This window comes from Nostoc sp. (assembly GCF_036916985.1).
Taxonomy (GTDB): domain Bacteria; phylum Cyanobacteriota; class Cyanobacteriia; order Cyanobacteriales; family Nostocaceae; genus Nostoc.
In genome coordinates, this window is sequence record NZ_JBALFD010000035.1 from 131,133 (window position 1) to 152,056 (window position 20,924).

The 20,924-nt window shown below is 40.9% G+C and carries 21 protein-coding genes and 1 pseudogene; 17 read left to right on the forward strand and 5 right to left on the reverse strand.

Annotation, left to right across the window (positions count from 1 at the left end; translation table 11 throughout):
* Window positions 1-9: 9 nt before the first annotated feature.
* From V7L07_RS13290 to V7L07_RS13335, 10 genes are all read left to right on the forward strand, one after another.
* Window positions 10-381 (forward strand): hypothetical protein, encoded by a 372-nt coding sequence (locus V7L07_RS13290; protein ID WP_179063732.1) that lies wholly within the window; start codon window positions 10-12, stop codon window positions 379-381.
* Window positions 335-3,082 (forward strand): hypothetical protein, encoded by a 2,748-nt coding sequence (locus tag V7L07_RS13295; RefSeq protein ID WP_335058456.1) that lies wholly within the window; start codon window positions 335-337, stop codon window positions 3,080-3,082. The genes V7L07_RS13290 and V7L07_RS13295 overlap by 47 nt, the downstream gene beginning before the upstream one ends.
* Window positions 3,083-3,135: 53 nt before the next feature.
* Entirely contained in the window at window positions 3,136-3,963 is an 828-nt protein-coding gene (locus V7L07_RS13300) for a hypothetical protein (protein ID WP_335058458.1), read from the forward strand.
* Between the two features lie 131 nt (window positions 3,964-4,094).
* Window positions 4,095-5,144: a hypothetical protein gene (locus V7L07_RS13305; protein ID WP_335058460.1), complete on the forward strand. Its 1,050-nt coding sequence runs from the start codon at window positions 4,095-4,097 to the stop codon at window positions 5,142-5,144.
* Between the two features lie 103 nt (window positions 5,145-5,247).
* Complete coding sequence (locus V7L07_RS13310) at window positions 5,248-6,072, forward strand: hypothetical protein (RefSeq protein WP_335058462.1); 825 nt, start codon at window positions 5,248-5,250, stop codon at window positions 6,070-6,072.
* A gap of 50 nt (window positions 6,073-6,122) precedes the next feature.
* Window positions 6,123-6,815 (forward strand): hypothetical protein, encoded by a 693-nt coding sequence (locus V7L07_RS13315; RefSeq protein WP_335058464.1) that lies wholly within the window; start codon window positions 6,123-6,125, stop codon window positions 6,813-6,815.
* A gap of 8 nt (window positions 6,816-6,823) precedes the next feature.
* Window positions 6,824-8,425, forward strand: coding sequence for a hypothetical protein (locus V7L07_RS13320; protein ID WP_335058466.1), 1,602 nt, complete (start codon window positions 6,824-6,826; stop codon window positions 8,423-8,425).
* Window positions 8,426-8,462: 37 nt separating this feature from the next.
* Window positions 8,463-9,029, forward strand: a complete 567-nt coding sequence (locus V7L07_RS13325; RefSeq protein ID WP_335058468.1) for a hypothetical protein — start codon at window positions 8,463-8,465, stop codon at window positions 9,027-9,029.
* A 406-nt stretch (window positions 9,030-9,435) separates the two neighbouring features.
* On the forward strand, window positions 9,436-9,675 hold the full coding sequence (locus V7L07_RS13330; RefSeq protein WP_179063724.1) for a hypothetical protein: 240 nt from the start codon (window positions 9,436-9,438) through the stop codon (window positions 9,673-9,675).
* Window positions 9,676-9,738: 63 nt separating this feature from the next.
* Window positions 9,739-9,996, forward strand: coding sequence for a hypothetical protein (locus V7L07_RS13335; RefSeq protein WP_335058470.1), 258 nt, complete (start codon window positions 9,739-9,741; stop codon window positions 9,994-9,996).
* Between the two features lie 152 nt (window positions 9,997-10,148).
* Here the strand turns inward: V7L07_RS13335 and plsY are convergent, their stop codons facing one another.
* The 4 genes from plsY to V7L07_RS13355 all read right to left on the reverse strand — a co-directional run bounded on the left by plsY (window position 10,149) and on the right by V7L07_RS13355 (window position 13,702).
* Entirely contained in the window at window positions 10,149-10,832 is a 684-nt protein-coding gene (gene plsY / locus V7L07_RS13340; protein WP_335058472.1) for a glycerol-3-phosphate 1-O-acyltransferase PlsY, read from the reverse strand.
* 77 nt (window positions 10,833-10,909) lie between these two features.
* The gene (locus V7L07_RS13345) at window positions 10,910-12,187 is read right to left on the reverse strand and encodes a DUF3086 domain-containing protein (RefSeq protein ID WP_335058474.1); all 1,278 of its coding nucleotides are present in this window, start codon (window positions 12,185-12,187) and stop codon (window positions 10,910-10,912) included.
* 136 nt (window positions 12,188-12,323) lie between these two features.
* Complete coding sequence (locus tag V7L07_RS13350) at window positions 12,324-12,710, reverse strand: DUF3119 family protein (RefSeq protein WP_335058476.1); 387 nt, start codon at window positions 12,708-12,710, stop codon at window positions 12,324-12,326.
* A 197-nt stretch (window positions 12,711-12,907) separates the two neighbouring features.
* A complete protein-coding gene (locus V7L07_RS13355; RefSeq protein WP_292845267.1) occupies window positions 12,908-13,702 on the reverse strand; it encodes an MlaE family lipid ABC transporter permease subunit in 795 nt (264 codons plus the stop codon).
* Between the two features lie 444 nt (window positions 13,703-14,146).
* On the opposite strand from V7L07_RS13355, the gene V7L07_RS13360 reads away from it, so the two are divergent.
* The 5 genes and pseudogenes from V7L07_RS13360 to V7L07_RS13380 all read left to right on the forward strand — a co-directional run bounded on the left by V7L07_RS13360 (window position 14,147) and on the right by V7L07_RS13380 (window position 17,363).
* Window positions 14,147-14,443 (forward strand): hypothetical protein, encoded by a 297-nt coding sequence (locus V7L07_RS13360; protein WP_334953161.1) that lies wholly within the window; start codon window positions 14,147-14,149, stop codon window positions 14,441-14,443.
* 587 nt (window positions 14,444-15,030) lie between these two features.
* Complete coding sequence (gene sppA, locus V7L07_RS13365) at window positions 15,031-15,852, forward strand: signal peptide peptidase SppA (RefSeq protein WP_335058478.1); 822 nt, start codon at window positions 15,031-15,033, stop codon at window positions 15,850-15,852.
* A 130-nt stretch (window positions 15,853-15,982) separates the two neighbouring features.
* Window positions 15,983-16,396: a chorismate mutase gene (gene aroH, locus V7L07_RS13370; RefSeq protein ID WP_335058479.1), complete on the forward strand. Its 414-nt coding sequence runs from the start codon at window positions 15,983-15,985 to the stop codon at window positions 16,394-16,396.
* A gap of 148 nt (window positions 16,397-16,544) precedes the next feature.
* Window positions 16,545-16,724, forward strand: a pseudogene (locus V7L07_RS13375) (opioid growth factor receptor-related protein); the annotation flags it as partial.
* Window positions 16,725-16,787: 63 nt separating this feature from the next.
* A complete protein-coding gene (locus V7L07_RS13380; RefSeq protein ID WP_335058512.1) occupies window positions 16,788-17,363 on the forward strand; it encodes a Uma2 family endonuclease in 576 nt (191 codons plus the stop codon).
* A 563-nt stretch (window positions 17,364-17,926) separates the two neighbouring features.
* Here V7L07_RS13380 and V7L07_RS13385 read toward each other — a convergent pair.
* On the reverse strand, window positions 17,927-19,582 hold the full coding sequence (locus V7L07_RS13385) for a PQQ-dependent sugar dehydrogenase (protein ID WP_335058480.1): 1,656 nt from the start codon (window positions 19,580-19,582) through the stop codon (window positions 17,927-17,929).
* Window positions 19,583-20,043: 461 nt separating this feature from the next.
* On the opposite strand from V7L07_RS13385, the gene V7L07_RS13390 reads away from it, so the two are divergent.
* The gene (locus V7L07_RS13390; protein ID WP_335058482.1) at window positions 20,044-20,466 is read left to right on the forward strand and encodes a hypothetical protein; all 423 of its coding nucleotides are present in this window, start codon (window positions 20,044-20,046) and stop codon (window positions 20,464-20,466) included.
* A 198-nt stretch (window positions 20,467-20,664) separates the two neighbouring features.
* On the forward strand, window positions 20,665-20,919 hold the full coding sequence (locus V7L07_RS13395; RefSeq protein WP_335058484.1) for a ribbon-helix-helix domain-containing protein: 255 nt from the start codon (window positions 20,665-20,667) through the stop codon (window positions 20,917-20,919).
* Window positions 20,920-20,924: the final 5 nt, after the last annotated feature.

The window sequence follows — 20,924 nt, forward strand, 5'->3', positions numbered from 1 at the left end:
ATATTTCAAATGTCTCAAGAGCGGGAACAAGAATTTCGTCCAGTCAATCAAGTTCTGGGAAGTCAACCTTCATTAGGACCAATTCCTGCCGATCAAATTCTTCCTTGGACAGTCATTGCCCTAGCCTCCTATTTTATAATCAATGGAATTTTTGGGGGTCTTTTCCAAGAAGAGTTTCAAAAATGGTTGTGGACAGTGCTAATTGCTGGTTGGGGAATAGGAACCTGGTGGATTTTAACTGGTGGTAGGAGTTGGAGTTTTTTAAGTAAATTTATCGGCGTTCCCGCTTGGACAAGAGGCTTTGCTCGTTATCAAAGCTTACTGGAAGTTAACCATGAAGCAAAAAATCGGAAAACAAAGCGTCAGCGTCGCCGGAAATGAAAGTAGATTAACACCATTTGAAGATGCTTTGCACTTGGCGACAATGCTACGTGTCGCAATAAATGGACGTGATATTGGCGCTTACCTTTTGACAAAAGGCACTCAAAAAGATCGGTTTTGCTTTGTTTTTGGTTTTGATTGTAAGGGAATCCATACTACCTTAAGACCTGAACAAATTGATACACTTTTTAATAATATTGAAGCCGGACTAAAGGACATTCCTAGCGGTGAACGGATGACGCTGCACTTGGGTTCTTTTAGTTCAGACAAAGAGCGGCAAAAAGAATTAGCAACATTAATTAGAAATTCGCCATCACGAGACATCAAATATTTGTTGATGGCGGAGAGAGCTAGAGTTAAAGAACTGACAATTTCTGGGATTCGTAAACCGAAATTTTTACGAATTTATGTTACTTACACCATTGAATCTAACTCGCAACATGCAGATGATTGGATAGAAAAGCTTTTAGTCAAAGCTGAATCGTGGTGGTTGAAATTCAAAGGTGATCTCTCAGAAGTAGAAAATCAACGTATTGAAACCCTAATCACTAATGCTTATAACCAGGGTTTTCTCCGCTGGGAACAAATCTTATCTAACAAAATGGGATTGGATGTCAAGCCTTTGACTGCTGATGAACTCTGGGGAGACATTTGGAAAAGGTTTAATGATACGCAGCCAATAGATATTCCCCAGTTAATGACTTTAGATGAGCAAGGACTGCACGAGCAAGTTAATTCTGATTTAGCGAGTACTAAATTACTTCTAGATAATATCCACGGCACAACTTTGCTGATGGAATCTAGTGTACCTTGTGCCGATCGCCGTTGGGTTAATGTTAACAATCGTTATATTGGCGCACTGTCATTTCTCGAAAAACCCGGTGGTTGGCCCAATAAATCTGCTCAACTACGCTATTTATGGGAACTATTGGCCAGAGAAACAGTAGTAGATACAGAAATATTTTGTGAGTTGACTGCTGCAAATCCAGCATTGGTAAAAACGACTCTACAACGAGTGCTAAAGCAGTCAAATATGACAACCATTCTGGCTCAAGAAAAAAGTAAAACTATTGATGTCAATGCTCAATTAAAGTTGAAGAAATCGGTAGCAGCGCAAGAACAATTGTTTGAAGGTGCAGTCCCGATTTATACGAGTGTTGCCATTTTAGTCCATCGTCCAACTATAGAAAAATTAGATGAGGCGACAAGATATATTGAAAACTGTTTTCAACGTCCAGCCAGGGTAATTAGAGAAACTGAATATGCTTGGAAAATTTGGCTGCAAACTCTACCAATAGTTTGGGAAGGTTTGTTAGCAACACCTTTCAACCGTCGCCAGCTATATTTAACCAGTGAAGTTCCGGGATTAATGCCTTTGGTTTTAACTAAAAAAGGTGATAAACAAGGTTTTGAGTTGATTGCTGAAGAAGGGGGAACACCCATACATTTAGATTTATTTAATCAACACAAAAATTTAGCTTTGTTTGCGACAACTCGTGCAGGTAAATCGGTGTTAGTATCAGGGATTTTAACTCAAGCTTTGGCGCATGGGATTCCTGTTGTGGCCTTAGATTTCCCGAAACCTGATGGGACATCTACTTTCACTGACTACACAGAGTTTATGGGGGCGAATGGAGCCTATTTTGATATTTCCAAACAATCGAATAACTTATTTGAACAGCCAGATTTACGATCGCTAGAAGCAGAACAACAGCGCGATCGCTTTAACGATTATACCGCCTTCCTGGAATCAGCGTTAATGACAATGGTTTTAGGATCGTCAACTGAAAGTCAAATTTTATCGCAAACGGTGCGATCGCTACTCAACCTCGCTTTAGAAGCCTTCTTTAGAGATGAAGGCATCAAAGAGCGATATCGAGACGCAATGATGGCGGGATTTGGCACTCTTGCTTGGCAGAAAACCCCAACCTTAAAAGATTTTCTCTTTTTCTGCTCACCCGAACACTTGCAGCTAAGTTCTTTAACTGGCAGAGTAGAAGATGCCCTCAGTCAAATTCAGTTGCGCTTACGGTTTTGGCTTTCTAGCCGCGTAGGACAAGCTATTTCTGCACCATCTAGCTTTCCTACCGATGCACAACTTTTAGTTTTTGCGCTCAGAAACTTATCAGATAGTGAAGATGCAGCCGTACTATCCTTGAGTGCCTATTCAGCCGCACTACGACGCGCATTAAGTAGTCCAGCTTCCATATTCTTTATCGACGAAGCACCAATTCTCTTTGAATTTGAGCAAATTTCTGATTTAGTTGGCAGAATTTGTGCGAACGGCGCTAAAGCCGGTATCAGAGTCATCTTATCAGGACAAGATCCTGATACGATCGCCAAATCTAAAGCTGCATCTAAAATTTTGCAAAACTTGACAACCCGATTAATTGGACGTATTCAGCCAGTAGCAGTAGATAGTTTTGCAGACATCTTGAAATATCCCCGCCAAGTTATTTCTCGTAATGCTTCAGAAAGCTTTTTTCCCCGCAAAGAAGGCGTTTATAGTCAATGGCTATTAGATGATAACGGTAGTTATACATTCTGCCGTTACTATCCAGGTTACGAACAATTAGCAGTAGTTGCTAATAACCCTTATGAACAAACTGCACGTAGCCAAATGATGCAACTTTACAGCGATAAATATGAAGCAATTTCTGCGTTTGCACGTCAGTTAGTGGCGACTCTGCGTAGTAGTTAATCGGGTTCTGTAAGCACTTAACAATGTCGTCTACCTTTTTCAGGCACAGATGTATGCAAAAAACTACCATTTTTACTTTTACCTTGCTATCCCTGGCAATACTACCAGCAATGGCACAAATTCAGACGGGTGCATTAGGCCAGGTTTGGACTGATTTTCAATCATATTCCACAGATTTACAAAACTATCTTCAATACAATCTGAGCGACAATTTAAAACCTGTCGAAGTACAAAGTCAAAATGCTCTGAGTAATTCCAAAGGAGATTTGAATATACCTAACCCAGTCGCAGCGGGACAAAAGGTTCGTGATGATTTGATTCTCTACTCTTCTAGTTCTGACTCTCGTTCAAGTCGCTTTGAGAATAATTCAGCAGTGCGGGGAAATTTAGTTAGTAATGAACTAAACCGTGTAATTACCCGTGGAGTAGCGGTAGGTATTCTCGGTCAAAATGGACAAATTCGGGCAAAAGCGAAGTTAGAAAATACAGAGAAGAGTCTACAAGATGTTGCAGGATTCAACGATGCTAATGACAAGATTAATAGCTTCAAGACTAAATTAGAAAGTCTTGCTATTGATCCAAAGAGTCCGGCAATAAGTATTGCCGACAACTTGCTAGGTCAAGGGATATTAGCATTGTTAGCTACCAATCAAGAAACCATTAAAATCCAAAAAGAACAATCAAAAATTGTCGCTGAAACATTTGCTCAGACATTACAAAATAATCAGTCCTTGCAATACTCTAATTTAAATTTAGCAAATATTTCTCAACAGGCTGAAGAAGCAAATCGCGCTCGGAGAGTAGAAACATCTACAGAAGCAGCGCGACTTTTACGAGCAACTTCTCAACTAGATTTGTTTGGCAGAAAAGTTAATAAGTAGGATTTTAAAAGATTTTTTAAAATCCTTTAACTTATGAGAAACTAACAGAACATCTACAAAACAGTTTATTAGCGTGTGTTAGCAACTTAAGCCACCTTACAAAATCTAAGAAAACAGCCCATAAATTCAAAATGCAACTTGCTATTCAACTAATTTTTGCCCAAGTAGGCATTGATCAAATTATCGATAATGGGACTGCAACTTCCCAAAGTATTGCCGAAGGTTGGGATAAACAATGGCTGGATTTATTACAAAATAACACCAGTAATAACTTGTATGGAGCGCTGACAAATCTAGGTATTTTCTTCGCAGTAGGAACCCTGTTATTTTTTATGATACAATTCCTCAAAGACTTAATATCTTACGAATATACACGCCCCATATCAGCTTTGATTTGGCCTTTTATTGTGGTGGTTCTTTTAAGTAATTCCGGCAATGGAAGTATACTTGCTAATCTGACGCTGGGAGTGCGGAATTTTTTAAACACTGTGAATCAGCAAGTGGTGGTATCAACAGACGCAGATAAAATATACCAGCAAGCACTGAATATGAGTGTTGCTGAAGAAGTAGCTGGTTCCTTACTACGTCCTTGTCAATCACTGACTGGCGAACAACAAAGTCAATGCTTTGTCAAGGCTGCCGAAAAAATCAACGTTCTCTGGCAGAAATATCGAAATACTTATGGTAATAAAAACTGGATAATTAGACTACAAAACAAGGTAGATAATATTCGATATGGCACTGGCATTGTATCAGAAACCTCTTTTAATTCTTTGTTAGGTTCGACAGTGCAAACGAGTATCAAAAACTTTTTAGTTTCCTTACAATATGCATTCCAGAATTTGATAGAAGCTAGCATGTTGCTAATAGCAGCTTTAGGTCCAATAGCTGTAGGTGGTTCTTTACTACCTGTTGCTGGCAAACCAATTTTTGCATGGCTGACTGGATTTCTATCTATTGGAATCGCTAAGATTTCGTTCAATATTATTGCTGTGCTAACTGCCGCAGTTATTGTCAATGGCCCGGGTCAAAATGCTAATGTTGATCCAGATTTAATGTGGTTCATAATTTTTCTGGGAATTTTAGCACCAATTTTATCTTTACTTGTGGCTGCTGCTGGCGGTTTTGCAGTCTTCAGTGCGATTAGCAATACAGCTTCTTTAGTAAAGGAGAGGATATAGGGAATTAAAAATTAAAAATTAAAAATGAATAAAATTTTGGTAAGTGCTGTGAATGCTGACTATATCTAATAAGCTGACGTTTTTTGTAGGAGGAGGTGAGTAAATGGTACGTTTACTAGAAAAAAGACAAACAACGGGAAGTGCTTTAACAATTTTTGCGATCGCTACCTTTAGTTTACATATATTAATTTTATTTTTATTCTTATTACAAGGGCTAAATATTCGCCAACTCAGTCTGAGAAAACCTCCCAACTTTGTGCAATTAATCGACGGTAAACCAGTAGCTAATATTGATGATTTAGCAAGAGAACCAGAAGCAATTCGTCGATTTGTCAGCAAAACGATGATCTCAATGTTTAGCTGGTCTGGAACCTTACCACCACAAACTATTGAAGAAGTTGCAAACCCCAAATCAGATTTAGGAATACTCATTAACACACCTCAAGGTGGTAGCCAAAAAATTAGTACTAGCAGTTGGGTAGCTAGTTTCGCCTTTTCAGAAGACTTTCGCAAAGGTTTTTTAAGCACAGTTGCAGAAATGACACCGCCAGAAGTTTTTTCTGAAAATCCCAGCCAAGCGATGACATCACAATTAGTTATTAAGCGGGTTTATCCGCCAAAAGAAATTGCACCAGGTAAGTGGCGAGTAGGAATGGTAGCTGACTTAATTCAAAAAAACCGAGTTGGTGGTGCAAAACTTATAATTCCTTTTAATAAAGATTTCCTTGTACGCGCAACAGATTATTTCGCTAATCCCCAAACTGATAATAGCACCGACTTACAAAAAGCAATTTATAGTGTCCGCACAGATAGACTAGAAATTTATGAGATTCGTAACTTATGTTTGCTGGATAGCTACAACAACCTGAACGGAGATAAATCCAAACAATGCAGCAGTGGACAAACATCTGATAGTTTTATAAGATGATAAATTTCTAATTCACAGGCTCATAGTTCAATTTATATAATCAATTATTAATGCAATTACTCAAACCAGAAAATAAGAAAAATAGCCCCTTGCCACTGTTGGCAGTAGGAACCCTTGGTTTACATCTATTCACTTTGCTGTTACTAATATTTCATGGGTCTATGTTACAACAGTTAGGACGGCAGCTCACACCTCAAAGTTTAGTGCAACTTGTTGATGGTCGTACTATAACCGTAGACCCCCAACCAAATTTAGAGCGACAGCCGGAGGCTATTCGGCGGTTTGTGGGTGAAACTATGAGCTTAATGCTCACCTGGTCACAGCAACAACCACCAACACAAGTCTGGGAAATTAGCTCTCAACTGGTAGCTGATAATTTTAAACAAAAATTTAAGTCAGAAATTACTAATTTAAATCCAGATAGCCAATTTGAAAATGTTAATAGAGGCGCGGAGAATGTATTAGTCATCCAAAAAATTTCTCAACCTACAGCAATAGGTAATGGAAAGTGGAAAGTAGAGATGTTTGCTAATCAATTAATTTTTAGCAGTTATGATAAGTTGGGAAAATCAGTTTCTTTTAATAAACAAGTTTTAGTTAGAGCCATAGATGAACCAGCAACTTCACTACCAAATGCAGCACTACCATTGCACTTCGCAGCTTACCGCCTTGGTGAAGCCAGACTAGAAATTTATAATGTCTGTGAAATCCAAGATAAAAATTGTTCTGGAAATCCCAATTAAGCTCTACTATGACTCGATACTCAATTCCTGCGGAAACTCCTCCCCAAAATGGATTTACTCTCAGCACCGACGATCGCCAACCAGAAGTAGAATCTTTAGATTGGGAATCACGGATGTCAAGGTTAGTCGGCTTTGAAGAGGAATCTTCTTCTACCGCTAACCAAGGTTCAGAAGACTCGGCAACGCCGCCAGAGTCGGTTTATCAACCACAAGAAGTTCAGACTAAGCAACCACTCTCATCGAATCCCTTTGCAAAGTTAGGTTTGGTAGGGGCTGCTACCTTAGCGATCGTTTTGTTGGGTGGTGTGTTTTTGTCCAAATTGATGAGTACCAGCAGTCAAAAGCCCAAAAATCTTGTTTCTGTACCAGTGCAACAGCAACCCACTACTGAATCGAAATCTCAACAGCTAGAAGCTGAAGTAGACACTCTCAAAACGAAATTAGCCCTGACTGAACAAGCACAGATGGTGAAAGCTGCCCAACAACAGCTGAGAATTGCCAAATCAACACAGACAATAGTCTTACAACAACCGTCAGTTAGACAAAAAGTGATTCCAACACCCCCACCAACAGCTTACGTACCTCCGACGGTAACTGAGCGTATCGTTCGTGTAACTCCTTCTCAACCTTTCACATCAGCCCAACTACCAGTTGTCAGACCAAACACTCAACCGGTAGTTAATATAACTCCACCATCTCCACCAAGCCCATTTGATGAGTGGGCAAGGTTAGCAAAATTAGGTAGCTATGGCCAAGTAAATGCTAGCAATCAACCTACTAGTAATATAGCTACTTTGGAACCTGTAAATAGTGCCCAGCCACAGAATAATACACAGCCACAGACACCAAACCCCAATCCTGAGCAAACCCCACAACCGCAAACTCCTATGGTTAGTCAAGCTCAACCCCAGGGACAGAAATCTGTAGCAGTCGGGACTAGTGCCAAAGCGGTGTTGGCGACAGCAATATTTGGGGAAACTTCTAATAAGTCAGGTGGTGGTGGTGAAACAGGCGAAGGAAAAAATGTATTTGTGATCCGATTGCAAGAACCGCTCAAATCTACCGATGGTTCTCCGGCTCTACCTGCAAACACCGAATTCCTAGCTGAAATTAGTTCCCTCTCCGAACAAGGTCTTTTGCAGATGAACGTAGTTAAAGTTATTTCGCAAAATAATGGCAACCCTCTAGAACGAAGCTTACCCAACAATGCAATTATTCTTCGTGCTACCCAAGGTAAACCTTTAGTAGCCAATAAATTTCCTAGTCAAAGCTCGTCTATAGCATCAATGGATCTAGGACTATTTGTTTTGGGAGGCGTTGGGAAAGCGGCAGAGTTAATAAATCGTCCCGATACTGAACTCCAACCACTTATTTCAACAGTTACCAACGCCGACGGCTCTACCAGTAGCTCCAGCCAACTTACTACTGTTACTCAAAATAGACGCAACCTTGCAGCCGGGGTTGTAGAAGGTGGTTTGAACTCTGTAGTACCCCAAATTGCTCAACGTAACCAACAGGCGATCGCCCAAATGTCACAGCAAACTAACATTTGGTTTTTGCCAGCAGGCACAAATGTTGAAGTATACGTTAATCAAGTAACCCAGTTTTAAGAGGTAGGATTTATACCAATTTTAGATATTTGCAACCATGAAAAAGAATACTAAATTGCCAGGAAATACCCTTTATTATTTCCTACCTATAGCTTCCTTAATTTTCTCGGTTGCTATGTTCTTATTGGTAGGTCGTGCTGTAGCTAATAACGCCGTTTTGCGTTCTATATTTTCCTGCCAAGCGCAAGGTTTAGGGGGATTAATACCGACAATCAACGTTTGGTATGAGCAAGGGACAAACTTAAGCTTTATTCCGGCTGGAGAAGTAATTAAAAAAGTTTGGTTAAACGATCCATCACAGGTAACTATGGATTTTGATGGCCCGGTATGTATGCAGTTTGGTCTAAAACCTAATACTAGTTCAGGAGATTGTAAAAACTCAGCCGCGAATGTAATTCAACTCAGACGAATTAAAAAACTGGATATTCCTGGACTTCCTAACACGAGCAATACACTTTTAACAGTTATTACTGAAGCTCAAGGTAAAAACAAGTTGTATACTTTTAAAGTGATATATAAAACAGATAGTCCTGAATATCATACTTTAGCAATTTTCCCCGATCCTTCTGGTCAAGAAGGCGCTTGTGCGAGAGTTTCACAATAAAATAATTCGTAATTCGTAATGACGCTCACTGACTTGCTAATACCAATTTAATGTGAAGCTGCACTAAATGAGTAACTCTCTATTCTTGGCGCTCTTCTCTTCGAGACGCTCCGCGTTGGCGGTTCGTTTAATATTCTGTGCATCTTCAGACAAAATTGATATAACGTAATGAAGTTTTGTGATGGGGTTAAAATCCCGATTACAAAGCCTGTTTTATTTCTAACTCCTCTTAGCGCAGCGGGGCGTAGCCCATTCTGACTTCTGAATTCTGCTGTATATTTAATTGATGCCTGCCTACTTAATAAAGCTTTTACAACCTACATCTTTATAAATCTTCAGATAAAAACTAACCACAAATTCAAAATTAGTGTAAATATAAAGAAAAGCTTAAGAGGTTACAGGCTTCATGGTAACTGCTAAAATGATGCAACAGCTTTGGGCTGTAATCGAGTCTACCCAAGTCAGCACCCTGCTCCAGTTTGATGATGCTGCTTTAATACAATTGCTCCTCCAGCAGTTAAAAGCGAAGCAAGGGCTTGATGCCCAGGCAGATACAACTCTCAACACTTACATAAAATCTAAACTGCCCCTAATTCGCGATACGGCTGAAGGCCGATTATCTTTAGGGCAAGGCGGCAATCATTAATACGATAAATCAAATGATTGGTCATTGCCAAGAAGTATACGTCCAGAGTAACAGTGCAATATTATGAATCACTGGCTAGTAATTGCCCTAGTAGCTTATCTAATTGGAGCAGCGATTGAAGGGGTGAGTACAGCCAGTCAGCTATCTCATTCAATGCTAGAACTAGCTAAAAGTACACAAGCTAATTCTTCAGAATCTTCCACCGAGCCTAATTCGAGTTGGCGAGTTGTCGCAGCCATCGCCTCAGTAAGCATTTGTGGAGCTTTTTTGTGGCCTTGCCGTCTTTTCCACCGTTTAATTAAAGGTAACGTTCGTCCATAAGCTGAAAACAGCAATGGAGTAATTATCAAACAGAATTCAGGAGTCAGAATGGGCTAAACGCCCCGCTACCGCTAACAGAATGAATTGCGACTGGCGGATAGCGCAGCGTAAAGCCTTCTCTTCTAGAAGCAACGCCTTCGGCATAGCTTGACCTATAATACAGTTTGTTCGGGTTCTGTCGCTACAGTTTGCCCAATTTTTGGTTCTGTTCCTGCTAGCAGTCGTTCGATATTAGTGCGATGGCGCAAAATCACATACAATCCACCAGCAATCCCAAACAGAATATAGGGTAAGGGTTGATGCAAAAGTACCATGAAAATGGAAACTGCGATCGCACCTGCAACTGAACTCAAAGAGACAATCCGCGATATCGCCACAACCACGGCAAATACACCCGCTGTTGCTAAACCTATCTGCCAACTCATTGCCAACAAAATCCCTAAGCTGATAGCAACGGATTTACCACCAGTAAAGCCTAAAAAAATTGATTTACTGTGTCCCAGGATGGCAGCTAACCCAGTTAAAGTTACAACCCACGGTTGCCATAGTTGTGCATCTACCGTTGGAGGGATAAAATTTTTAATTGTGGCAAAGTTGAACAACCAGTAAACTAGAGCGATCGCTAATACTCCTTTTAAGGAATCAAGTACTAAAACCAATGCTCCTGGCCCTTTCCCCAAGGTTCTTAGTACATTAGTTGCGCCAGTAGAACCTGAACCAACTGCCCGAATATCAATACCTTTTAACTGCTTCACAGCAATGTAGCCAGTGGGAAAAGAACCCAGCAGGTAAGCTATGACTACAATTGCCCCGCACAAAGTTAACCAAATAGCCATAATACAATTCAAAATTCAAAATTTAAAAAAGTCAAGAGTAATACCTCTTGACTAATGACCAATGACCAATGACTCATTTAAAAATCATCATCATAGTTTCTCACTGTTTTGGGGTCAGGAGCAAAGGCTAACCATAGGGGAAATTGCAGCAGTGACAAACTTATTTGTTCTTCTGAATCGTCAATGATAATTAAGGGCAGTTGATTGGCTTTCGTCAATCGCTCTGCTTTCTGAGCAAGAGCATCAGATGCCTCGAATAATACCACACCCCGGTCTGGGCCGAAATCTGGGCGACCGATTCCGAGACAGTCTTGCAAACCACGCCGCCATTCACCTAATCGCTCCGGTGTATTAGCTAAGACTAAAGTACGGACGCGATCGCCATACAGCTTGTGTAATATTGAAATTGCAGCTGAGGCAATCAGAATATTTTGCAAGCGGCTACCCATTGTCCGCAAACCACCCCGTCCCCCTTGGGTAAAAAACCAGTTAGAGATTCGTTCAGCATGGATTGGTTCAAAGGTACGGCGTAGTTGCCAGGGTGGCCCATAATAATCTGGTTTATTGCGGTATTGGTCAATTAGACGGCGAATTTGCTTGGTAGTATCTTGAAACTGCTGTTGGGCAAATTGGGGTATTCCAGGCTGGGATTCAACAGGTTTAGCCTCTTTTACAGCTGGTTTTTCTCGTTCTACCACAACACTTGGGGTCAGTTGCAACTGTTCAGCAGCAACAGCCAAATCTTGTAAACTACCCGTGAGATAGTCTTTAAAACCCTGCACCCGAATAGCCAAGTCTTGAGATGTACCAGCAAAAGTAGTTCGCATCTCATTGCGGATACGTTCTTGACGGCGTTCTAGTTGTTCGACAGAAATTTGCAGAGTTTGCTTGCGTTGTTCTAACTGCAATAGTGACTCTTGTACAATTCGTCCCAGTGAGGTTTGAGTTTCACTCACCTGTGCTTGCAGGTTTTCATAAGAAGCTTGCAGCTTGGCTATTTCTTCCTTAAGAGATGCTTCAGCGCTTTGCAACTCTGCCACTCGCTGCTCTGCTTCTGCATATAATGAATTATTTCCCGATCCTATTTCAGACCCCAGCGCGACATTTTCCGCTTCTAACTGCGCTACAAACTCGCCATTTGAATTTTCTGTTAGCTCTACTGTAGAATCTACCACTTCTGCATTAGAAATAAGTGGCTCAAAAGTCGTGTAGCCTTCTGATGAGCTAATGGCTTCTGTTTCTAGCACTGACTCAACAGATGAATTTACTGGATGTTCAACTGCATTGTTCTCTTCTGGTTTTTCTGTCAATTGCTCATCACTTGGTTCTGGGGTTTGAGATGCCTCTAGGTTCATAAACAATAGTGTAATTCCGATGACGCGAATAAATAGCTTTCAGAAATATTACAATTGACCTGCCATAAAAATCCTGAGCATGAGTACTAAGTTACGAGTTTATATCAAAACGACTCAGCACAGATGGCACTCAGCACTAAAAACGCGGACAACGTTTTTCTAAGCAAGTTTTCAAGGTCTTGGGGTCAAATAAAATTGGCAAAAAGTGAATGCTTTTAATTTCTTTAAAATAAAACAGGATGGGGACTCTATTCCAGAATATCCGCCAGTTTTGCCATTCCTGATAAGGAAAGCGCCGAATCAACTTTTCACCTCTGTAAATATCTAAGTCGGTGACGGTAAATCGCAAACGCAGCGTTAACGCCTGAAACATGAGAAACAAACCAAACAGCGTGAAAATGGAGCCTATCCACGGTTGTACCAACAGTAGTGGAATCGCGGCAATCACCAATACTATAGGTATATTGTAACTAGGCTTGAGTTCCACAGTGGATGTGGAGTTAGAAGTAAATAAACTAGTCAAAGTCTTAAACCCTGCTTTATTTAGTAGGCATATCTCTTATTTTAGGAGTCAGGAGTCAGGAGTCAGGATAAGAGTTAGGAGTTAGAAGTTTTAACTCATAACTTTAAGTACGCACTATTTCCTGCTGTAGCATCTCTGGTTAAGAGTTAGGAGTGAGAAGTTTTAACTCATAACTCCTAACTTCTGACTCCTCACTTTTATAGCCCGATGAATGCACTGCCAGTTCCCTGAAACATCAACCAAGAAAGAAAGAAGTTGCTCACAAATATAATTAGTAAGGCAGTCACAACAGCAGTTGTAGTTGACTGTCCTACACCTTTAGCACCTCCTGTTGTCGTCAACCCCCAACTGCAACCAATTACGGCGATTAAAATACCAAAGCAACACGCCTTAATCATGGCGCTAAAAATATCCCAGATACCAAGAAAGTTACGGGCTGAGTCTAGAAAGACCGTATCAGATAGATTGTAGATATTTGTCGCAATTATTAATCCCCCAAACATCCCTGTCACCAAAGATAGAAGGGTTAAAATTGGCAGCATTAAACAGCAAGCAAGGACACGGGGAATAACCAGGTAATCGATTGGATCTGTTTTTAACATCAACATAGCATCGATTTGTTCTGAGACTCGCATAGTACCGATTTCTGCTGCAAAGGCAGAACCGACTCGCCCCGCCAAAACCACTGCTGTCAACACGGGAGCGAGTTCTCGTGTCAACGCAACAGAAAGCACTCCGCCGATAATGTTTCCTGCGCCAAAGTTGATAAATTCCCGCGCCACCTGAATGGTAAACACAGCACCAACGAAAATAGCTGTTAGTAGGGCAATAAATAAGGAATCTGGCCCAACTGCCGCCATTTGTTCTAAGGTGTTGCGCCGATGGATTTTGCCTCTCAATAGGTGAACTAGTACTTGCCCACCCAGAAAAATCGCTGCCAGCAATCGCTGACTCCATTCCCTTAAACTGGATTTGGATGTAGTCTGGTTCAATGTTCTGTAGCTAACTCGGTAACTGCCTTAAGAATAGCGGAAGTAATGGGGAATGGGGAATGGGGATTGAGAAGAGACAAGGTAGACAAGGGAGAGACTTGTTCAATAATTCCCCCTTGTCCCCCACTCCCGACTTCCGACTCCCCTAATAAGGCGAAACATTAACTTAGATTAAAGATGCTCTCAGAAAATGAAGCTGTTATTAAAGGTGCTAAAAAGTAATAAATAAGTGGTACTCTTTGCTATAACCTTAATTTTGCAAGAGTTTTACAGATTTGAGCCGTTTATAATATGCCCAGCATGGGCTGTAACTGATAACCGTTTCTTTTAATGAAAACTTAAGATTCTTGACAGATTGTCTGCTCTGGAGCGATCGCACGTATTGTAGAAAATGACAAACCGCTATCTAGCTCTTGTCATCTCTACTCACGGAGTGTGTCCTAAATGACTATTTTGACTAACTTTCTCCGCTCCCTAGTACTTACAATCATTTTTAGTTTTGTCGCTCCCATGTTCTTCGTTGGCGGCGGGTTGCTCTTTATATCCCTCATTGGCCACTTCCCTGGCTTACAAGAGTTAACTGAAGCACTTGCTACTCAGATTATGCGTTTTCTCGCCACCTTCGGCAGTGGAACCCCCCTACGCGGATTATTCGTAATTAGCTTGACCTGTAGTTTCGTTGGGGGACTGTTTGATATGTTCGTATGTTATCGGTATCAAATATTACGAATAGATTCTTGAGTAGTGAAATAGCTTTGTCAGGAGATTATTGGGCTTTAGAAGAGAGGAAAAAGTGATATTTCCAAGATTGAAAGTACTACCGACCTTAACCCCCAATAGAGGTTAGTGCTGCGGAATGAATTTTTATTAATTAAATAGAGTGTCGAAGTAATTGATTAAATATTTATTATTTTTAGTTATTAGTGATTAATTACTAACAACTAGTAAAGGTGCGCGACTATAGGCAAATAATTTTCAACCAGTTTAAAAACCTAGAATACTAATGGTTTAGGAATTTTTAATTTTGTCAAATAGCTAAAATAGTCTTTCTAAATTACCAAGTTAACGCTAAACTAGAGTTTGGTATTTTTTATTAGCTGCAATCTGAAAGGATTTGATGCATTCAAGCCGCACACTCGTCACTAAGAGTCGTGTGAGGTTCAATAGCATTTATTGAGAATATCAAATAAAACTCACTAAAAAATATAAAAATTTCCTTAAAATCCTGATGCTCACAATGCCTGCTCATGTTTCTTAACAGAGCAAAGCAGGTCGTTTGACCGTTAGGCATCTTATATTGAATTTATTACGAGGTATGTTGACAGCTCATGGTATGGCCGTTTAAGCCCAAGTTTAAAAAACAAATTGCGCGGATTGAAATTACTGGTGCGATCGCCGGTGCTACTCGCAAACGCGTCCTAGAAGCCTTGAAAACTGTAGAAGAAAAAAAGTTTCCGGCATTATTGCTCCGTATCGATAGTCCTGGCGGTACAGTCGGAGATTCCCAAGAAATCTACAGCGCCCTGAAGCGTTTGCGCGAAAAAATCAAAATCGTCGCTAGCTTTGGCAATATTTCGGCTTCTGGAGGAGTCTACATCGGCATGGGAGCCGAACACATCGTCGCCAACCCAGGTACGATTACGGGTAGTATTGGTGTGATTCTGCGTGGAAATAACTTAGAACGCTTGCTAGAAAAAATCGGTGTTTCCTTCCAGGTAATTAAGTCTGGCCCTTACAAAGACATTTTGGCTTTTGATCGGCAACTTACTCAACCAGAAGAAATCATCCTGCAAGAGTTGATTGACACAAGTTATCAGCAGTTTGTCCAAACGGTAGCAGATGGCCGTTCTTTAACAATAGAAGCTGTGAAAAGTTTCGCCGATGGTCGGATTTTTACTGGACAGCAAGCCCTAGCCTTGGGTGTTGTCGATCGCCTGGGCACTGAAGAAGATGCCCGTCGCTGGACAGCAGAACTGGTCGGTCTTGATCCAGAAAAAACTCTCTGCTATACCCTAGAAGAACGTAAACCCTTATTGAGTCGCCTTCTACCAGGAAGTCGTCAGTTTTCATCAGGAATTCGATCTGGAATTGATTGGCTCGAATTTGAAGTCTCTACTAGTGGTTTGCCTCTGTGGTTATATCGACCCTAATATGAGTTAGGAGTCATGAGTTAGGAGTCATGAGTTAGGAGTTATGAGTGAGGAGTTATAAGTTAAAAATCTTAACTTCTCATTCTCAACTCCTAATTCCTCACTTTTGTGTTTTAAGGAGGATTTTGGCGTGGACTGGCAAATGCGGGCTATTCGCGGAGCAACAACCGCTTCAGAAAATACTGTTGAGGTAATTCAACAGGTAGTTACAGAACTACTAGATGAACTGGAAAACCGAAATCAATTCCAGCCGAAGGACATGATCAGTGTGACTTTCTCTGTGACACGCGATTTGGATGCGATTTTCCCGGCTGCGATCGCTAGATCGCGTCCTGGTTGGGATAATGTAGCCATGTTGGATGTGCAGCAAATGCACGTTGAAGGCAGCTTACAGCGCTGCATTCGGTTCTTAATTCACGCCTATCTACCAGCCTCCGCCTCAATTCACCATATCTATTTACGCAACGCCGCTAACTTGCGTCCCGACTGGAGTTTGCCTCAGACTTTACAAACATCACAGCCAGCAGTTAAGTCAAAAGTATAAAACACTTACGTCTAAGTAAGTCGGCGCGAAAAAAACAACCTATTTTCAGAGGGCTTTTACTTAAATAGTGGCATAATTTTTAAACTAGCAATACCTTAAGTCAGGTTATAGGTAGTTTCCAATGAATCATCAGAAACAACTAACTGCAATGCTTGTTCCTTTTTACTTAGGGGAGCAACAAGATTCAGAAGGTCGCACGATTCAAGAAATGTGGACTTGGAATTTTGAAGAATTAGAGTGTGCCCACGATTACATTCAGTGGTTGTTTCCTTTACCTGAACAAAGTGCATTCAATCCTGATGCACCCATCGTTGATGAGTCAGTAATTCAAGCAATTCCTCATGATTTTTTGAATACTACCTCAAAAAAACCTTTATTTAAAAGTTGCGCGATGACACAGACAACTACAGAGCGTCTATACTCTTTTGAAGAATATCTCGCTTATAACGATGGTACTGATAGCCGTTATGAACTGGTGGATGGGAAACTAGAACGTATGAATCCACCAACTTTTAGACATTTACTACTTGCTAAATTCCTTGAGCAGACATTTGACACAGAAATCAATCGCTTGAGTTTACCTTGGCTATGTTTTAGAGAGGCAGGGGTAAGAACGGGATGGCGAAAGTCAAGATTGCCTGATGTTTATGTTGTGACGGCTGAACAGGTAATGGAATTCCTTGATGAGTCTGCTGTTTGTCAGTCTGCGCCGATATTAGTAGTGGAAGTTGTCAGTCCTGATTCAGTAAAACGCGATTATCGATATAAACGTTCTGAATATGCAGCGTTAGAGATTCCTGAATATTGGATTGTAGATCCAATAGAGTCAAAAATTACGATTTTATTGTTGTCAGAAGGATTGTACGAGGAAAAAGAGTTTAGCGGGAGTCAGCAAATTGTGTCTGTAACTTTCCCAGATATTGCACTTACAGTTGAACAAGTGTTGTCTGCGGGTAATGTTGGTTAAAAAATAGACCATCCCTTCTGCTAGTTATGACAAGACCGTAAAACTCTGGGCTTACTTAAATAACCTAGAGGATTTAATTGGATACAGTTGTGCTAAGTTACGTGGTTATTTAGGGACTTCCAAGAAATAAATTATCCAAATAAACGTAGACGCGGAGCGGCTTGCCGTAGGCTACCACAGAGGCACAGAGAATACAGAGGAATAAGGAGGAGAGAGTTTTTTCGCCAGTTTTTTGAGTATTTTTTTATTTGAAAGTCCTTACAGTCACCCAATGTAAGCGATCGCACTTTCGGTAAACTTTCGAGGCGATCGCTTTGAGAGGTTATGAGCAGCATTTCCAGCCAGAGGCTAGAAACGAGATTTGGAAAGGGTTACAGCTTAAGTTGACACCAATGAGCATTGCTGTACCGTGACAACAGATGTGGTTCAAATACATGAAAACTGCTGTAAGCCCAAAACTACTGGTAGAGATGCGTTAGCAGGGCGAACCCCATTCTAATTTTGCATCTCTACAGTTTAGGTGAAGCAGAAGAGTATCCCAAATTTGCAAAGAAAATTGGGCACTACCTGACCTGTATAAACGATATTATGTTATCCAAGTCATTTCCAACGTAGTTATAATCACCAGCGCTATACTCACGGCATACACCACCAGTTTCATTTTGGCATACACGTACCACTGTACCAGCAGGTACACGTAATGAGCTAATAGTGTCATTACCGACAACATTTAACCCGCCTTGGTTGGCTTTGTATACTCCTGGAGTTGTCGGAAAAGACTGAGAAACTCCAGCAAAATTACGGTCTCTGTAGACTGTAACCTGTTGTGATGACGGCGTGTTGGGGACGATGTTGTTGGAGACGTTGTAGGAAAGCTTGTAAATCGTGCCACTGTAGTCATCTGAAATTAACAAATTACCTTGCTGATCTACTGCTATATCTACCGGTCGTCCCCAAATTTCTTGCGTTCCTGGAACTAGCCAACCGCTGACTAGTTCTATTTCCTGCCCTGGGGTTCTTGTCGCACTGTTCCAAGGAAAGTAAGCTATTTTGTAGCCCGTTTTTGTCTGCCGATTCCATGAACCATGTAACCCCGCCACTACCCCATTTGAGTATAGGCTGGAAAACCTGGTATTTTGCAAGAATGTTAGTCCCAAAGGAGCCGAATGGGCTTGGATACCCTTGCTAATTCTGTCCAAGGCGTTGCAATTAACACGTCCATCAGCATTGAACTGATAGTCACGGTCAAAGGGCATATTGTTGACGCCATTTGATGTGTCAGGATTGGGGTTGCAGAATGGCCAACCATAGTTACCGCCATCTCGGACTTTCGTAAACTCCTCTGGTGGGTGGTTGTCAACGTATGACGGGATAACCCTACCGTATTTACCACTGCCATCGTTGAAGGGATAGGCGATGTTATCTCGATTATTAACGACTACCCAAAGATCATTGGTATTAGGTAAGAATGCTAATCCTTCGGCATTACGTAAACCTTGGGCAAAAAGCCGCCGATTGCTTCCATCTGCGTTGTACTGGTAAATCGCACCACGCTTTGGGTTGCTGACAGTATCTTGCGTACAAGCATTGCATGTAGAGGCGATCGACACGTACAGTTTGTGATTGGAATCAAGGGCGATATTTTTCAGTTCGTGACCATAAGCACCTCTGAGTTCTGATGTGCTGCTATCTGGTAAGCCAGATACGACAACTTGGCGATTTCTGCCGATTATGTCTCCATTGTTGTAGGTGAAGCGGTTAATTTGATGAGTCTCAGAGATATAAACGTATGTGATGTTGTCAATCTTATGAAACACAATGTCGTGTGGTCTGCGTAGACCCGTTACGAAGTTAGAGATAATCGGATCTCTCGTGCCATTTGAGCGGACAATTAACACCTTACCTGTACTCGGCTGTGACACTAAGAGATCGCCATTGGGAGCAACTGCTATAAAGCGAGCGCTCGGAATGCGAGCATAAACAGATGCAGAGAAGTTGGGCGGCACTTTCAAGTAACGATTAATATTGAAAGGCCAATAGTTCATTGTATTAGGAACTTTCACCTTGGTTTGAACAGATGCAGCAGGCGGTAGTCCGAAGGCTGCGGTGGACAAAACCTCTAAGGACATCAAACTAGTAAGTGCAGGGATTAAACTAACTAGCGATGCAGATAATATGCGTCTGAGCATCTTTGTTGGATTTAGGAAAAACACACCCATTTTGAACTTCCTTCTAGCCTGAAGTGATGTAAATTACACAAGAACTCTCGAATTGCCGATTTTTTTCGAGAGTCTAAACAAAACTTACTTAAGGATATTAGTTTGTGAGAATACTTCCCTAAGTATATTTGTCTCCTCATGTTACTTGTAACTACTGTTACGTAACCGAGCAGATAATAACTCATATCTTCAACTTATTCAATAAGTCGAGGATTTAAATCTAAGTTAAGTTCAGTGATGTTCCAGGCTACTATACTCAAAATTACAAACAAATATATCTATCTGCAGCTCGTTGTATATCTTGCTTTTTGCTACCAAGCATTTTCAGTGTATTAGGCTGCGATCGCACACCTTGATAAACTAAAAATTACAAAAAAATGTGCAATTTCTTTTAGCAAAGGGAACTCTATGATTAGCAACTATTGCTACTTCACAATCAGAGTTACTCAGGTAAATATACAATGTCCTATCAAAACATCACAGGCTCTCTTTCCGCACAAGATATTCAAGAAATCAAAGCCGCGCTACAGAAAATTCAACAAAAGCTACCCTTTTTAGTTACTCTCAGTGCTGAAGAACGGCGCAAGTTGGTAAAAATGGGCGATAAAAGTCTGGCTTTTGTAAGCAATAGCGTCACTGCTGCTCAATCTAACCGTGAAATTCTGCCAGCCACTTTTGATGTTGAAGAACTGGTTCAAGATTATCAATTAGCCACTGCGCTTACTGAACTTTTAATCTCAATGCAGCAACTCACTGAACAGGTAGATGATACTCTCATGGCAGTTGGTAGCGAAGTTATGACTAGTAGTTTGACAGTTTATGATTATGTCAAGACTGCATCAAAAAAGACTCCAGGCTTAAAAACTGTTGCAAGATCCAGATAATCTTGATTACGGTATTATGCCTTATTAGGCAAATAATTTATGAATTTTGATGCTCTGGAAAGCTGGTACTCTTTATGTCACAATTTGCTTCCAAGTTGCTTTATCCTGTGCAACCCTTGGACTAAAGACGTGAAAATTTCCACAATCATCCTTGCTTACCGCTTAAAATGGAGTTAATCCTGACTCTGAAAAAATTCCATGCAAATCTTTTTGCCCCCAGAGGTAGAAGCCCTGCTACAACGCCAACTAAAAAGCGGTAAATATCATAATGCCGTTGACGTTATTGTTGCAGGAATAAAACTACTAGAACAGCAAGAAGAAGAGATATATCAAGGACGACTGGAAGAACTTCAGATGGAAGCACGTATTGGATTGGAAGCGTCCCAAGAGGGTAACGTAGTGATTAGTGGTTATCGAGATTTATCATCGCTATTTGGCGATGATGATGATTGAAATTT